The 16,093-nt window shown below is 42.6% G+C and carries 10 protein-coding genes and 1 pseudogene; 5 read left to right on the forward strand and 6 right to left on the reverse strand.

What is annotated here, in order from left to right:
* Window positions 1-6: 6 nt before the first annotated feature.
* Both NBH06_RS04380 and NBH06_RS04385 read right to left on the reverse strand, forming a co-directional pair.
* Window positions 7-2,688, reverse strand: coding sequence for a 4-alpha-glucanotransferase (locus tag NBH06_RS04380; protein ID WP_250792978.1), 2,682 nt, complete (start codon window positions 2,686-2,688; stop codon window positions 7-9).
* Window positions 2,689-2,829: 141 nt separating this feature from the next.
* Entirely contained in the window at window positions 2,830-5,367 is a 2,538-nt protein-coding gene (locus NBH06_RS04385; RefSeq protein WP_008861836.1) for an adenosylcobalamin-dependent ribonucleoside-diphosphate reductase, read from the reverse strand.
* Between the two features lie 406 nt (window positions 5,368-5,773).
* Between NBH06_RS04385 and NBH06_RS04390 the strand changes: the two genes are divergently transcribed.
* Entirely contained in the window at window positions 5,774-6,523 is a 750-nt protein-coding gene (locus tag NBH06_RS04390; protein WP_250792982.1) for a nitroreductase family protein, read from the forward strand.
* A gap of 65 nt (window positions 6,524-6,588) precedes the next feature.
* Here the strand turns inward: NBH06_RS04390 and dnaA are convergent, their stop codons facing one another.
* The 3 genes from dnaA to NBH06_RS04405 form a co-directional block, all read right to left on the reverse strand.
* The gene (gene dnaA, locus NBH06_RS04395; RefSeq protein WP_250792986.1) at window positions 6,589-7,986 is read right to left on the reverse strand and encodes a chromosomal replication initiator protein DnaA; all 1,398 of its coding nucleotides are present in this window, start codon (window positions 7,984-7,986) and stop codon (window positions 6,589-6,591) included.
* Between the two features lie 347 nt (window positions 7,987-8,333).
* Window positions 8,334-9,218: an MlaD family protein gene (locus NBH06_RS04400; RefSeq protein WP_008861833.1), complete on the reverse strand. Its 885-nt coding sequence runs from the start codon at window positions 9,216-9,218 to the stop codon at window positions 8,334-8,336.
* A gap of 32 nt (window positions 9,219-9,250) precedes the next feature.
* Window positions 9,251-10,390: an N-acetylmuramoyl-L-alanine amidase family protein gene (locus NBH06_RS04405; RefSeq protein WP_008861832.1), complete on the reverse strand. Its 1,140-nt coding sequence runs from the start codon at window positions 10,388-10,390 to the stop codon at window positions 9,251-9,253.
* A 277-nt stretch (window positions 10,391-10,667) separates the two neighbouring features.
* On the opposite strand from NBH06_RS04405, the gene gldB reads away from it, so the two are divergent.
* The 4 genes from gldB to NBH06_RS04425 are packed head-to-tail and all read left to right on the forward strand — an operon-like array spanning window position 10,668 to window position 15,469.
* Entirely contained in the window at window positions 10,668-11,684 is a 1,017-nt protein-coding gene (gldB, locus tag NBH06_RS04410; protein WP_008861831.1) for a gliding motility lipoprotein GldB, read from the forward strand.
* 12 nt (window positions 11,685-11,696) lie between these two features.
* A complete protein-coding gene (locus NBH06_RS04415; RefSeq protein WP_008861830.1) occupies window positions 11,697-12,440 on the forward strand; it encodes a shikimate dehydrogenase family protein in 744 nt (247 codons plus the stop codon).
* A gap of 13 nt (window positions 12,441-12,453) precedes the next feature.
* Window positions 12,454-13,341: a LysR substrate-binding domain-containing protein gene (locus NBH06_RS04420; protein WP_008861829.1), complete on the forward strand. Its 888-nt coding sequence runs from the start codon at window positions 12,454-12,456 to the stop codon at window positions 13,339-13,341.
* Between the two features lie 28 nt (window positions 13,342-13,369).
* Window positions 13,370-15,469 (forward strand): ComEC/Rec2 family competence protein, encoded by a 2,100-nt coding sequence (locus NBH06_RS04425; RefSeq protein ID WP_250792992.1) that lies wholly within the window; start codon window positions 13,370-13,372, stop codon window positions 15,467-15,469.
* A 148-nt stretch (window positions 15,470-15,617) separates the two neighbouring features.
* Here the strand turns inward: NBH06_RS04425 and NBH06_RS04430 are convergent.
* Window positions 15,618-16,034: pseudogene (locus tag NBH06_RS04430) on the reverse strand (DUF5606 family protein); the annotation flags it as partial.
* Window positions 16,035-16,093 lie beyond the last annotated feature (59 nt).

Genomic DNA, 16,093 nt, shown 5'->3' on the forward strand with positions numbered 1-16,093 from the left:
AAGCCCCTATCTCCCGCTACGTTCAATCAATTCCCGAAGTCGGGTATTAAACACCCCTTCTTCCAAAAGCTGTTCTATCGACAGGTGCATGCGGTATCGCCAATAGTGACGGGAATGAGCCGGTATATTTATCCGCTCCTCCTGCGGATTTTCCCGACGTAACCGCCCGTCTATCGACAGCCAATCCTGTAACGGTAAAATAACAAGCATCGAAGGAGAAAAGAGATTCAACTCGACTATCTTCTCGCAAATCCACGGTTCACAGAAATAAGGAGCCTCGCCCTGTTCGCCGAGAATTTCATTGAAAAATCGTTGTGTTCGAGCTCTATCCTCTTCCCACCATACCCTTATTCCCGACATATCGTGAGTCGAGGTCGTACATACCGATCGATAAGGATAAGCCCATGTATCCCCAAATTCGCGCCAAGACTCCTTAGGCATTCGTTGTATTTCCAACGAGAGTATCTGTAAACGCTCCATCACTTCGGGAACGCAGTGCGGGATCATTCCCAAATCTTCGCCACAGACCAGCATGTCGGTCGACGATATGAGAGCTGGTAACTTCCGCAACGCCTCGTCTTTCCAAAAAACATCGTGACGATGGTAATAAAAATCGTCATACAAACGATTGAAACAAGACTTCTGATCTTCATCGAGGCTATGATAAACATGTGTATGCTGAGCCGAGATACGGGGGTGATAATACCCCGGACGGTCGGGATCTTCGAGGAAAAGGACATCGTCGATAAGCCGCATCAACCCGTCTCTTATCAAAATACTCATATCGTCACTCGCCCCGGAGAAATATCCGACTATCTTACGCTGAGTATCGACCAAGACATTCAAATCCCATCGTCCGTCTCCCTTATGTACCAAGAACCGCTCTTTCACTTCTCCGGTATATGCACCGAAAATCTCGTCCAAAAAATCTTCCCGAATATAAGGAACCGTTTGCCACGAAGCATCAAAACGGAATCCGTATCTCTGCAACTCCTCGGGAGAGAACGGTAACGCCGGATTAAAGTGTCCCAGCAGACCATGAACGGCCTCGAACGGAATTTCCCAAATTCTGAAAAAGCCCAAAATATGATCAATCCGGTAAGCATCGAAATACTCCGACATCTTGCGCAACCGGGCTTTCCACCACGCATATCCATCACGAGCCATGACCTCCCAATTATACGTTGGAAATCCCCAGTTCTGGCCTTCTATCGAGAAATCGTCGGGTGGCGCCCCTGCCTGACTATCCATGTGAAAGAGTTGCGGATTGACCCACGCATCGACACTGGTACGACTGATTCCTATGGGAATATCGCCTTTCAAAACCACTCCTGCCCGATGGGCATACTCCTTGACTTCGGATAATTGAACATGCAAATGATACTGAATATAATAATACAATGCGACCGATTTATACCACGGACTCCACACGGCACAATAGTCGGCAATGGCCGATTCATCGTAAAACGAATGTTCTTCCCAACTGCTAAAATCGGCAGTTCCGAACCGGTCTCTCAAACTGCAAAACGCCGCGTAAGGAAGCAACCAAAAGCTATTATCCCGAAAAAAGGCTTTGAATCCGTCGCTCGATAGCGTAGCCTCGCCCTGCACCTCGAACAAAAGTCTCAAATATTCCATCTTCGCACGGTTCACCCGCTCGTAATCGACATCGGGCAACCGGTTCAATTCTTCCCGCAGCGCATCGAAGCGGGCTTGCTCCACCTCGTCGTTCAAATACCCGATTTCGGATAATCGAAGGTACTGCGGATGCAAAGCAAATGTAGAGTTGGCATTATAGGGATAGGAGTCTTGCCATGTACCCGACATCGTCGTATCGTTCACCGGGAGTAACTGTATAAACGACTGCCCTGTTCTTAACGCCCAATCTACCAAATATTTCAAATCGATAAACTCCCCTATGCCGAACCCATAATCCGTACGGAGAGAAAATACTGGAATCGCCGTCCCGGCTCCCCTCCACTGCGATTCGGAACCGTTGAAACGAAGTCCCGAAACCACCACGGCCTCAGACGGATTTTGCGGTTTCTCCCGGCAAATACGGTTCTCTCCCGTTTCCCAAGCTACAACTTCCCGTTGATGGGTACGCACGATAACGAACTTATACTCGAACGGGAATTTCAGGTGTTTCCCATCGAGGGTTATCTGCCACTCCGGAAAAGCAGAATCATTCAATAACGGGGCTTTTAAAACGTCCCAATCGCCCAATTCCGGACAGTCGCCGACCATAACGAGCCTCTCATCGGGCCTTAGCTGCGACGCATCGACCTTAACGGTGAGTGTCCCCGGTTCTATCGTTTCTACGACAGAATCGGCATGTTGCCGAAAGAATATACCTTGAATGAATGCCGATGAATAAAAAGGCATATCGGCAGGAACATCGCGCCATCGATCGACCAAACGATATTCCCCGTCATTCCTCCCCGGAGAGAAACTATGAGGGCTCCCCCATTCCCGACGGATTCCCTCCCCGGACTTTACCAGATATTCATAATGGAACTTCTTTGCAGAGGCCGGCAGTTCCATTGTATATTTCCATAGGCCGTCACCTTGATAATCCATCATAACGGCCCGATTCTCTTCATTCGCGCCAAGCTCATCTATGTTCCCGGAGAGAAATAAACTTTCGCCCCATCGAGTGTGATAATATATCTCGAATGTTATTTTCATCGCTATGTCCTATATTTTAATCATAAAGGTAAGAACTTTCCGACAAAATTAACGCTCTTCTTCATACCTTTTTTCTAAAAAACAAAAGCGAACCTATGATAGTTCGCTTTTGCCTTTTGGTCTATATTTGTCGCTCGAATATTATCCACATTTGGAAGTTCCGCACGACGTACAAATGAGACAGCCTTCTTGATAAATGAGCGTCTCATTTCCGCAATGAGGACAAGTCTGCCCGTTAGCCTTAGTCCCATTGGGCAGATATTTCTTCAAAGCTCGCTCGACCCCGTTTTTCCAACTGTTGATAGACTGACTATCCAATTCAAGGCTCGAAACCAATTTCAATACCTGCGGAATAGGCATTCCGTACCGGAGAACCCCCGATATCAGCTTGGCATAATTCCAATATTCCGGATTGAATTTATCGGACAACCCCTCGATAGTAGTCTTGTAACCACGCTTATTGGAGAACTGGAAGTCGTACCGCTTCGTACCATCTTCATTCACAGCTTTCACAATTTTTCCCTTGACCACATTCTTCGGACAAAAAATACCGTCATCGTCATCGGCCAAACCGGTAAAGATCTCGTACGGTTTTCCGTCTTTCAAACCGACAAAGGCAATCCATTTTTCTTTATTATTCTGGAAACGAACCACGTCTGCCTCCAACTCGATAGGACGGACCAATGTCTCGGCCGGTTCATTGATAGCCGCAACGGGTTTCTTCTCCTCCTTCTTGGCAGAGATGAGAACTCCCGACCGGGAACCATCGCGATAAACGGTACACCCCTTACAGCCAGAACGCCATGCCTCTACATATAGCTGACCCACCATCTCTTCACTGACATCGGAAGGTAAATTGATCGTCACGCTAATCGAGTGGTCCACCCACCTTTGAATGCGGCCTTGCATACGAACTTTCTGCAACCAGTCGATATCGTTAGCCGTAGCTTTATAATAAGGCGAACGAGCCACCAACGCATCGACTTCTTCCTGTGTATAGTTCTCTTTCACTTCGATACCATTCACCTGCATCCAAGTGATGAATTTGTGATGATAAACCACGTACTCTTCAAAAGCATCTCCCGTCTCATCGACATAGTCGATACGAACCTCAGGATCATTGGGGTTCACTTTACGGCGACGGCGATAAACAGGCATAAATACCGGTTCGATTCCCGATGTAGTTTGTGTCATCAAGCTCGTTGTTCCCGTGGGTGCGATAGTCAGACAGGCAATATTCCGACGCCCGTACTTGCACATATCCCGATATAGTTCCTCGTCTTCCTTTTTCAACCGATTGATAAACGGGTTATCGACTTCCCTACCGGCATCGAAAATCGAGAAAGCCCCACGCTCTTTTGCCATCGAAACCGACGAACGATAAGCCGCAAGTGCCAACGAACGATGTACTTTCTCAGAAAAATCGGTAGCCTCTTCGGTTCCATAACGAAGTCCTAACGCGGCAATCATATCGCCCTCGGCAGTTGTGCCCACGCCGGTACGACGCCCTTGCAAAGTGCGTTTTTGAATCTTGTACCACAAGTTAAGCTCTGTACATTTTACCTCGTCGGTCTCGGGATCGGATTTGATTTTCTCTATGATCTTATCGATTTTCTCCATTTCGAGATCGATGATATCGTCCATCATTCGCTGAGCCAATCCTACGTGTTTACGGAACAAATCGAAATCGAAATAAGCTTCTTTCGTAAAAGGATTGACCACATAGGAGTACAAGTTTATCGCTAACAGACGGCAACTATCATAAGGACACAAGGGTATTTCTCCACAAGGATTGGTCGACACTGTTTTGAAACCTAAGTCGGCATAACAGTCGGGAACAGACTCTCTGATAATGGTATCCCAAAATAGAACTCCGGGTTCGGCCGACTTCCAAGCATTATGTACTATCTTTTTCCAAATAGCCTGCGCATCGACCTCTTTCGTTACTTTCGGATCGTCGGAATCGATGGGATATTGTTGCCGATAAGCTTTTCCGGCAATGGCAGCCTCCATAAAATCATCGTGAATTTTCACCGACACATTAGCTCCTGTCACCCGTCCTTCGACCATTTTGGCATCAATAAACGATTCCGAATCGGGATGCTTAATAGAAACCGATAACATTAAAGCTCCTCTACGACCGTCCTGAGCAACTTCACGCGTGGAATTGGAATAGCGTTCCATAAACGGAACCAAACCCGTAGAAGTCAAAGCCGAGTTTTTTACCGGAGACCCTTTGGGCCGAATATGAGACAAATCGTGACCGACTCCTCCCCGACGTTTCATTAATTGAACTTGCTCTTCGTCGATTTTTATAATCCCTCCATAGGAATCCGGTGCTCCGTCGAGACCGATTACAAAACAGTTGGACAACGACCCTACCTGATAATTGTTTCCAATACCGCTCATAGGACTTCCCTGCGGTACGATATAACGGAAACCTTTCATTAAATCGAACAGTTCCTGTGCCGAAAGAGGATTAGGATATTTTTGCTCTATACGAGCAATTTCATTAGCGATACGCCAATGCATATCGTCGGGAGTCTTTTCATAAATATTCCCATACGAATCTTTTAGAGCATACTTGTTAACCCACACACGGGCCGCCAGCTCATCGCCTTTAAAATACTCCAACGAGGCCTGATATGCTTCGTCGTAAGTATAAACAATTGGTTCCACGAGATAAAATGTTTTTCAGTTTTCGTTAATTTACTTAATTTAGACAAAGGTTTCTTGATGAAAAAGATTTACGGTGCAAGTTTATAAAAAACATTCTACATACGCAAACAATATCATTTTTAAATTTTCAATTTTCAAAAAGTTTCCCAAGTCAAACAAATAATATACTAATTATCAAAATATTACATTTTCAAGAAACTTAAAAAGTTTCCAACTTTAAAAATCAACTGTAAAAACGAGAGCAATATAAAAAGAAACATCTCGATAAAAACAGTTTATAAATTTTCTTTTTTGCAATGAGAAGGAATAAAAAGAGTTACTAATAATTAGTAACCGAAATAAATAACTTATCAAATAAATTTTTAATTTTGCAATCGAACATTTAACCTCTAATAACTACCTTTATATGATATCGTCTTTAAAAGAAAGAAGAACCATACGGAAATATCTCAATAAGGATATCGACGAGCAATTACTCAATGAGTTACTCGAAACAGCATTTCGAGCCCCCACGACACAAAATATGCAAGTTTACAGTGTCGTCATAACCCGAGAACAGGAGAACAAAGAAAAGTTAGCTCCGGCTCATTTCAATCAACCCACTGTAACCAGCGCCCCTGTCGTATTAACTTTTTGTGCCGATTTCAACCGATTTATTAAATGGTGCGAGCAAAACCATGCAGAACCGGGATATGACAATTTCCAATCCTTCGTCACGGCAGCTATCGACGCATTGCTTGTAGCTCAACAGTTTTGTACAGTAGCCGAAATTTCAGGATTGGGTTGCTGTTATCTGGGAACTACCACATATAACGCTCCTCAGATAGCGGAAATATTGCATCTGCCCAAGTTTGTCATTCCTATTACCACTCTTACGGTAGGTTATCCCGCAGATATACCTGCGCAAATAGAACGACTTCCCATCGGAGCAATTCTTCACCACGAAGCATATCAAGACTATACCCCCGAAGCAATACATCGGCTCTACTTCGAAAAAGAGAATTTGGCAGAAAACAAGAAATATATCGAAGAGAATTATAAAGAGAATTTAGCCCAAGTCTTCACAGACGTACGTTCTCCCCGAAAAGACAATGAACTATTTTCAAAAACATTCCTTGACTTCATCGTCAAGCAGGGATTCCGTTTACCTGATTGAAGAAGAAAAATAAAAGAGCTCCTGAGTAAGGAGCTCTTTTATTTTTCTTCGAGTAATTTATATTACTATCCTTGAATACGCTGCTCTATCTCTTCCAAATCGCTGCGCAATTTTTTATCGACACCTACCTGCTCCGATATAGTCTTGCAAGCATGCAAAACCGTAGCATGGTCTTTTTTCCCTAACACATCACCGATTCCCGCCAACGAAAGAGCAGTATATTTCTTTGCCAAATACATCGACATTTGGCGAGCAACGACCACTTCTCTCTTGCGAGTACGCTCCAACAATCTCGACGTTTCCAGTCCATAATATCCGCAAACAGCCTCTTTTATCGAATCTATGGTGATCTGTTTTTGAGTCATCTTTACACTGGCAGCCAACACTTGATCGGCCATGTCTATCGAAATCTCTTTCTTCAAGACACTCGAACGTACCATAAGCGATACAATGACTCCTTCCAAATCTCTCACATTATCGGTGACATTACGAGCTATATAGTCAATAACCTCTTCGGAAATAGACAATCCATCACGACGAACCTTACTCATCAAGATATCGTATCGTAATTCATAGTCAGGGCGTTCGACCTCGGCCGTCAACCCCCATTTGAAACGAGTCAGCAGGCGCAATACCATACCCACCAACTCAACCGGAGGTCTGTCGCAAGTGAGCACTAATTGCTTATTGCTCTGATGCAAATGATTGAATATATGGAAGAATGTATTCTGCGTCTGGGTCTTCCCGGCAAATTCCTGAATATCGTCCATCAACAGAACATCTATACTCTGGTAAAAGCTGATAAAATCGTTCACCCGATTATTACGAACAGCATCGGTATATTGCACTAAAAAATCATGAGCCGATAAATATAACACACGAGAAGCCGGATTATTCTCTTTAATACGCAATCCTATCGCTTGAATCAGGTGGGTTTTTCCAACCCCCGACTCACCGAATAAAAACAACGGATTAAAGGTGTTTCTCCCCGGGTTTGCAGCAATAGATTCTGCTGCCGTACGTGCCAGCATGTTACTCGCCCCTTGATAATAGCTTTCAAAAGTATAGATAGGGTTCAGGCGGGGATCGAGCTCATCGTAAACGCGTTGTTTGAAAGGGTCTAAAAGATTGGGCATCGACTGCTGCATCTTCTTTACGGCAGTCGATTTAGTAGTAGCGGTCAAATCGACGGTAGCTTCCGGCTGACGAACGATTTGTACACGATACAACAATTTTACGCTTGCCCCGTATATGCGAGGCAGAACCTTTTTCAGCAAATTGAGATAATGCTCCTCAATCTGCTCAATAACGAAATGTGAAGGGACAAGCAAAGTCAACACATTATCATCAAACCCCAAAGAGACTATCGGCTTGAATAAACTATCGAAAGCCTCTTCGTTTATATTGTCTTTGATAATTGTTAAACATCGGTCCCACAACTGAACATGCTGTTCTGAACCCATTTTTATGTAAATCTTCTATCAAAAAACTTTTGTGAGTACAAAATTCAAATTATTTTTCATCAAAAACAAATTCAAAAATATTTGCTTTTTACAGTTCTAGCACAAACAATTGATTACAAGGCGTTTATAAGCACCGACCCTACAAAGCAAATTATCTGACATAGAAAATTATTATCACACTTATTTACAATATCTTACAATCTTCCACATGTTCTACGACCAAAATCGTTCCCTTTATACGAAATTTGGAAATAAACACATATAAGCGTAGCTCTGGGAAGATTACAAAAAAATTACACAGTTCTTTTTATTTATAATGATTCTAAATAATAAAAATATTCACGAAATCAAAATAGAGAAAAATGAACATAACGTTTCGGATTGAGTCTTAAATCAATCATCAAAGAATCTACGCTCCCCAAAACGCCATTCGCTTTATCGTACAGCAGCCGGTCGTTCAACAATAGTCCCAGACTATTGTCGGGAGAAGTCAAACGATTGGTTATTTGCTGCAAATTATCGGAAGTTTTCTGAACCGAAATCATAGTAGATTGGAGAGGTAACGAATTCAAAGTTCCCGAGAACTGATTTACCTGCGCCGTTATTCCTTGTACATTGTCGAGAATAGCCGGCACATCGTCTTTCATCATCTGTGATAGTTGCACGGACGAACGCTCCAAATTAGCGGTAATATGATCGATACGTTTTACCGAAGCAGATAAAGCAGGATCATTGACTAGCGTCTGCAATCCCGAAAGAATACTGTCGAGTTTCGGTAACAGCAAAGCAAACTGGGGTAACAACTCTCCTTGTATGTTTTGCATTAGTCCAGACTTCACTTCCCCTTCAATAACGGCTCCATGATCATAGTATTCGCTCACATGAGGGTTCAGATCGATAACAATCGATGCCGTTCCAAGCATATCGGTTTCGAGATAGACTTTACTATCGACCGGGATTTTTAATTTTTTATCGAGATTCAACAGCACCTTAATCGCGCCATTCGCATCATAATCATAAACGATTTCCTGCACGAGTCCCACTTTGTATCCATCGATAAATACCGGTGCAGACTGGGCCAAACCTGCAACATTCGGGAATTGTACATAATAATAATTAGAAGGTTTCATTACGTTGATTCCCTTCAAATAGTTAATTCCCACATACAAAATCAAAATACTCGCAAGAACCGATAGTGCTATCTTAACTTCTTTTCCAAACCACTTTTTCATATTCTATTTTTTATTCAGCATCACAATACCTTTCAATAGACCCGTTTTCCATCACGGAACTTTATGATAAAGGCATCGCGAAACAAAGATTTTACTTTTTTATATTGTTTCTGTATTTCGTCTCGGTCGGTAGATTTTCCATAGGTGTATTTATACATTCCTCCGTCTTTATAATATTCGACAGGAGAAAGCCCTTTAAATTCTTTGGAATTAGCCGGCAATTTCCGAGGCAAAGCCATGAACTGTACTTTATAATAAGTAACCCCGGATTTCTCGGCTTGTTCAGAGACTTCCACATTCGAATCACCCGTTTGAGTCTTTTTATCAGGCGATACAACGGCGGAAGAAGACGGTGACTCCTCTACCCTTTTGCCGGCATTTTGCTTGCGGTCATAGTCTGATTTATATTTGACAAAAGCATTGTATATAGACTTTGCCATTTTCTCCTGACCGGATTCGGAATTCAAAAATCTCTCCTGCGTCGGATTGCAAATAAAATCGAGCTCCACTAAAACCGCAGGCATACTCGTTTTAGCGAGTACCCAAAATCCAGCCTGTCTTACACCTCTATCCACTCGGCCGGCAGTCGAAACAAATTCACGTTGTATATCCGAAGCAAAGTTTATACTCTGCTCCATGTGTTTATACTGCATGAATTCAAAAATAATATACGACTCGGTCGAATTCGGATCGAATCCTTCATAACGAGTCGAAAAGTCATTCTCCAAATATATAACGGAATTTTCCCGTTTTGCGACTTCCAAATTCTCCTTGCTTCTGTGTAACCCCAATGTCCAAGTAGAAGCACCGGCGACTTTCCTACGATTAGGGGACTTTTTATCCAAAGAATTGGTATGAATAGAAATAAACAAATCGCCTTGAACCTTATTAGCTATATTAGCTCGCTCTTGCAAGGTCAAATAAACATCTTTTTTACGGGTATAGACCACCTTCACACCTTGCATATTATTTTCAATCAGACGTCCCAATTTCAAGGCAACTCCCAAATTGATGTTTTTCTCTTTCGCCTTGCTGCCGAGAGAGCCGGGATCGTGCCCGCCATGACCGGCATCGATCACCACGACAAAATCTTTGGCCAGCAAGACGGAAAGTCCCAAAGCGAAAGCCATAAAAACCGACAATAACCTCCGGCTGAAATATGAATGCTTCATAAATTATAATCCGTCATTTAATCCCGATAAGTAAAAAAACTATTACTCATTATATGCAAAGATAGTGTAAACCAAGAACAGAAACAAGCTTTATCGCTTATGCCCAAGCACGTCCTGTTCCTCACATATATCGCAAAGGTACGAATAAAGACCGAAAAAGCCTCGAATTAATAGATATTTATTGTCCTATACACCGTATAACAAAACAAAAATGTTCTTTATGGGTTTCTCAAAAGAAAAAAGTAAATTTGCAGAAGAGACATAAAAAGAGAGTATTATGATACAACCCGAGAAAACAAGCAAATATGCCGTCGTCGTAAGTTTACTTACCCTTTGTTTTATCGCTTGCAACGGAAAAGCATCGGAGATATCGAACCATTCAAGTAATCCGATCGTAACCATAGAACGATTCGATAAAGGACTACCTTCTTACGTCCAAGAAACAGACTCGGCCCAAATATTTCTTTTTATAGATAAATACACACCATTTTTTCCGGTTTATTGTCGACACATACTCGGTTTGGGAGATGCTCCATCGTTCCAAAAAGGATTAAAAATGTTTTTATCCAACGAGGCTATATCCCAGTTGTATGCGGATACAGAAACAAAATTTTCCAACGATACCGTATGGATTACCGAATTACAGAACGCATTCCTAAGATACAACGAGTTGTTCGCTCCTCAGAAACGTCCCCGCATTCTTACCCACATTTCGGGACTGAACCAATCGATCGTCACAATCGATACCACTTTGCTATCGGTTTCCTTAGACTGTTATTTGGGAGAAAACTATCCCCTTTATGAACAACGCTATTATAATTACGAACGGAATTTACATGAAAGCAACCGCATTCCCATCGATGTCGTCGAAGTTTGGCTACGCACTTTATATCCCTACCAATCACAGCGAAACGCACTATTAGACCGAATGATATACGAAGGGAAAATTCTTTATTGCTTGTCTCAGATATTTCCTCGAACAAACGAATATGTCCTATTGGGATATTCCGACAAACAAGCTCAATGGTGCAAAGAGAACGAAGCTGAAATATGGAAACAACTTATCGGTAAAAAGCACTTGTTCAATACCGAATCGATGCTTATCAACAAGTATATCGAGCCGGCCCCTTTCGTATCGGTACTTCATCAAGATGCACCGGGACGATTGGGCCGCTGGATAGGACTTCAAATCATCAAGGCTTATGCTAACGAAAAGAAAAAAGAAGCGATCGAAATTATCGAGACGACCGACAATGGAGGGGAAATATTATCGGCATCTAAATATAACGGTTAATTTATCGGCTTTATGAAAAGAAAATACGGATTAGTGGGCTATCCTTTGGGGCACTCGTTTTCCCGCTCTTTTTTCCAACAAAAATTTGAAGACGAGCATATAAACGCCACCTATGAAAACTTTGAGATACAGGATATTTCCTGTTTGAGACAGCTTATCTCGGACAACCATGAATTGTGCGGATTGAATGTGACGATTCCTCATAAAACCACAGTTATCCCCCTACTCGACGAATTGCACCCTTTGGCTCGCGAAATCGGAGCGGTCAATGTCATCAAAATTACGAGGCAAGGAGACAAGATATTTCTCAAAGGATTCAATAGCGATATCATAGGGTTCACCAATTCTATCGCTCCGTTATTGGACGACCACATGACAAAAGCGCTTATTCTCGGAACCGGTGGTGCATCAAAAGCTATTCATGCCGGGCTAAAAGCCTTGCATATCACACCGACATTCGTTTCCCGACAAAAAAGAGGAGATATACTCAGTTACGAAGACTTATCTCCCGACCTAATCGATAATCACAAAATCATTGTCAATACCACTCCGTTAGGCATGTTTCCTCACATAGACCAATCTCCGAACATACCCTACACGGCACTAAGCCCCGAACATCTTTGTTACGACGTTATTTACAATCCCGAAACGACTTTATTTCTCCAAAAAGCAGCCCGACTGGGTTGCAAAATAAAAAACGGAATAGAAATGCTTCATTTGCAAGCACTGGCGGCATGGAAGATTTGGAACGAATAAATTGACTCTTATCATGATAGATTTCAGATTAAAAGTTTTTTGCAGTGTGGCTCACAACCTCAGCTTCACCAAAGCCTCGAAAGAGCTATATGTAAGTCAACCGGCAATCAGCAAGCACATACAAGAACTTGAAACAGAATACAGCACCCGACTGTTCGAGAGAATGGGTACTCACATAACGCTGACCCCCGACGGAGAACTGCTGTTAAGCCACGCCGAAAAAATTCTCAAACAATACAAACAGCTCGATTTCGAGATGAACTTATTGACCCAGCGTCACATCGGAGAGCTCCGTTTGGGAGCAAGCACAACGATCGCTCAGTATGTGCTTCCGCCCTATCTGGCTACATTTCAACAGAAATTCAAACAAATAAAACTCTCGTTAATCAATGGTAATTCCAGCGATATAGAAAAAGCAGTCGAAGAACATCGTATCGACTTGGGACTCATCGAGGGTTGCAGCCGACAAATACATCTACATTACACCCCTTTTATGCGAGACGAACTGGTTTGTATAACCAGTACGCGCAGCCGATTGGCCAAACTTGAAGAAATAACGATAGAGGAACTGAAAAGAATTCCGTTGGTTATTCGAGAACAGGGGTCGGGCAGTTTAGAGGTCTTTGAAAAAGCATTGGGTACACGCCAGTTGAAATTATCCCAACTCAATATTATCATGCAATTGGGAACCACCGAAGGTATCAAACGGTTTTTATACAATACCGACAGCGTGGGGATTGTTTCCATACAAGCCGTATCATCGGAAATAGCCGACGGAAAATTGAAAGTCATCGAAATCAGCGACTTCGATTGCGAGCGGGAATTCTGCTTTGTTCAAAATACCGGTCAAACCGGTGGTGTCGAATCGGATTTCATGCGCTATATGACCCGAAAATTCTGAACATAAGCCCCATTCAAACAATCGACTTATGAATAGCTCCTCCCTATCGGCAGCCCGCACTCCATTCATACGGTTGTTAGTACCTCTATTGGCAGGTATCCTGTACCAAGAGTTCCTATGTCCACCGATATGGGGAAACCTCATTCCCGCTTTATGCGGCTTTGTTTTATGGAGCTCATTCATAAAACGAGACAGTATCGAAGAACAATACCACAAACGACGTATTTTCGGAGTCGGATTATTCCTAATCGTCTTTTCTATCGGAGCGATACTACATGGCACTCAAAACCGCATATCCCAACAGCCTTCTGGTTTTTATCCTATCGCGATAGCTCACGTAAACGACAAAGCCGTAGAAAAAACGAACTCTTACTACTGTCCCGTTACGATAACAGCCCTGTCGGATACAAACGGGTCGATCGTGAAATATAAAGAAAAAATAGCTCTCTATTTTGAAAAAGGTATTCAAGCTCGACGGCTCGAATACGGCGACATCATCGGGTTTGAATTTCGACCGAAAGTAATACCGTCCAACACCAATCCTTATGCTTTCGATTTCGCCTCGTTCATGAAGCACAAAGGTATATCGAGAAGTCAATATTTGACCGGGAAACAATGGAAATATATCGGAGAAAAACCAAAATCGAATCTTCGAAAGGCTACTTCGGATCTACAAAAACATCTTTCCGACCAACTTCAATCCTGTAATTTGTCTAAAAACAGTACTCTTTTGTTGAGGGCCCTGTTGTTAGGCGAACGGCAGGAATTTCCACAAGACCTAAGATCGTACTTTTCGGCAGCCGGACTTTCACATGTGTTAGCCGTAAGCGGACTTCACATGGGTGTCGTAGCCTCTTTGATTTACTTCTTGTTCTTTCCCCTCTCTCTTTTCAAGTCTTGCCGAAAACTAAGGCCTCTATCCACTTTATTCGTTTTATGGATTTATGCTTATATAACAGGCTTGTCGCCATCGGCCGTACGAGCTTGTATCATGGCATCCTTTCTTTTAACCGCCGAATTTCTCAACCGACGCAACAGTTCTCTCAATGCACTTTTCGCCGCAGCGTTTTTTATGTTATGGTACGACACGAACCTCATTTTCGATGTGGGATTTCAAATGAGTTTCTCGGCAGTAACCGCTATCTTGCTATTCTATACCAAACTAAATATCGGGGGCAATTCACCCTGCTTTATCGTTCGTTGGCTCAGTTCTTGCGTTGCAGTATCCATCGCCGCCCAAATCGGAGCCCTACCCATTGCCGTCTATTATTTTCACACTATTCCTCTATTATTCCTAATCGGTAATATTTTCGTACTGCCTCTTTTACCCGTTGTTTTCGGACTCTCTTTTTTACTATTGTTACTCTCGGCCCTACATATTCCCTATGATTGGTTAGGAAATATCGTCGATTTTTTACTGCAATATATACAACAGATAAGCCTGCATATATACAAACTACCGTGGAGCCACATCGAAAGCGTATGGTTGGAAACTCGCTATCTATGGCTTTATTTCATTTGCGGCATACTATCTTATATAACCGTAAAAAATCGTTCGAAAAAAACTCTTTGGCTGACTCTGGTTTTTTTTATCGGTTTTCTTATTTTTGACTTGTGCACTTATAAATCGCCCCAGCCAGAAATTATCGTATATGACAGTAAAAAATCGACAGTCGTTCAACTCAGCGACAAAGATCGTTGTTATATTCTCTTATCTGACACCCTCACCTCCGGTCAAAGGGTAGCGGGAGAAGAATACCGTATGAAAAACGGAAAGACACGATACGAAATATTCCGGCACGGCTCCCCCGAAACCAAAGACAACACCGGCTTTATAGACTATCCCTTCGCCCAATTTTATGGGAAACGGCTCGTCCTCCTCGGTAAACAGGAATGGGATAAACTATCGATAGAAAAAAAACTAACGATAGACTATGTTATTATCGGCAAGATGTTCAACGGCAGAATAGAAGACATACTCGAACTATTTTCCGTTCGGCAATTTATCATCGGTCCCGATGTTCACCCCAGACGAGCCACCAAATTACAAAACGACTGTTTCGAAAATAGTATTCCCTGCCACGATATTCGCACCCAAGGAGCTTGGATACGCACCCTCGATCCATAAAATAAGCCTGTACGGGAAACCGCACAGGCTTATATCTACCGTTCATTAGAATGGCTTCTTATTCTGCTTTTTTCTTTGTTGCCTTTTTGGTCTTGGGCTTTTCCTCTTTCTCATTTACAGAATCGTCCGTAGCTGCCGTGTTCTCGACATCGGCATCCTTTTGAGATTTTTCTTCTTCCACAAAATCGGAGTTACCGGTTTCGACCAACAAGTTATACCAACTGATCAGTTTTTTTATATCGGTCGGATAGACACGTTCACGATCGAAATTAGGCAGCACTTCCGCCAAATATGCACGCAATGTTTCATTATCGGCTTTCTTGATATCCAATGTTACTTTCGCTCCATTTTCTTTTTCTTTTATCGCATTCAATACTTCACTCAAAGGAACGTCTTCTTCATCGGTGAAAATAGCGATATCTCCTAACGATATGATTTTTTCATGGGCATAAGCAGGTTGCCGTTTCCCCGTTTGCAGAGATTCCACGATCAGCATATTTTTTGCCTGAGATATCAATTTGAACAAACCGGGTTTACCGGAAATAGATAAAATCGTTTTTAACATAAAATTTTCGTTTTATATTTAATTACTTAAATCATTCGAACCACAAAAATAATATTCTT

The organism is Barnesiella sp. B2-R-119, assembly GCF_023656675.1.
GTDB classification, from domain to species: Bacteria; Bacteroidota; Bacteroidia; order Bacteroidales; family Barnesiellaceae; genus Barnesiella; species Barnesiella intestinihominis.

Coding starts and splice junctions, on each gene's coding strand:
- NBH06_RS04405 (WP_008861832.1), bottom strand. CDS start 10,390: ATGAAGCATTCATATTTCAGCCGGAGGTTATTGTCGGTTTTTATGGCT.
- NBH06_RS04400 (WP_008861833.1), bottom strand. CDS start 9,218: ATGAAAAAGTGGTTTGGAAAAGAAGTTAAGATAGCACTATCGGTTCTT.
- dnaA (WP_250792986.1), bottom strand. CDS start 7,986: ATGGGTTCAGAACAGCATGTTCAGTTGTGGGACCGATGTTTAACAATT.
- NBH06_RS04425 (WP_250792992.1), top strand. CDS start 13,370: ATGAATAGCTCCTCCCTATCGGCAGCCCGCACTCCATTCATACGGTTG.
- gldB (WP_008861831.1), top strand. CDS start 10,668: ATGATACAACCCGAGAAAACAAGCAAATATGCCGTCGTCGTAAGTTTA.
- NBH06_RS04415 (WP_008861830.1), top strand. CDS start 11,697: ATGAAAAGAAAATACGGATTAGTGGGCTATCCTTTGGGGCACTCGTTT.
- NBH06_RS04420 (WP_008861829.1), top strand. CDS start 12,454: ATGATAGATTTCAGATTAAAAGTTTTTTGCAGTGTGGCTCACAACCTC.
- NBH06_RS04380 (WP_250792978.1), bottom strand. CDS start 2,688: ATGAAAATAACATTCGAGATATATTATCACACTCGATGGGGCGAAAGT.
- NBH06_RS04390 (WP_250792982.1), top strand. CDS start 5,774: ATGATATCGTCTTTAAAAGAAAGAAGAACCATACGGAAATATCTCAAT.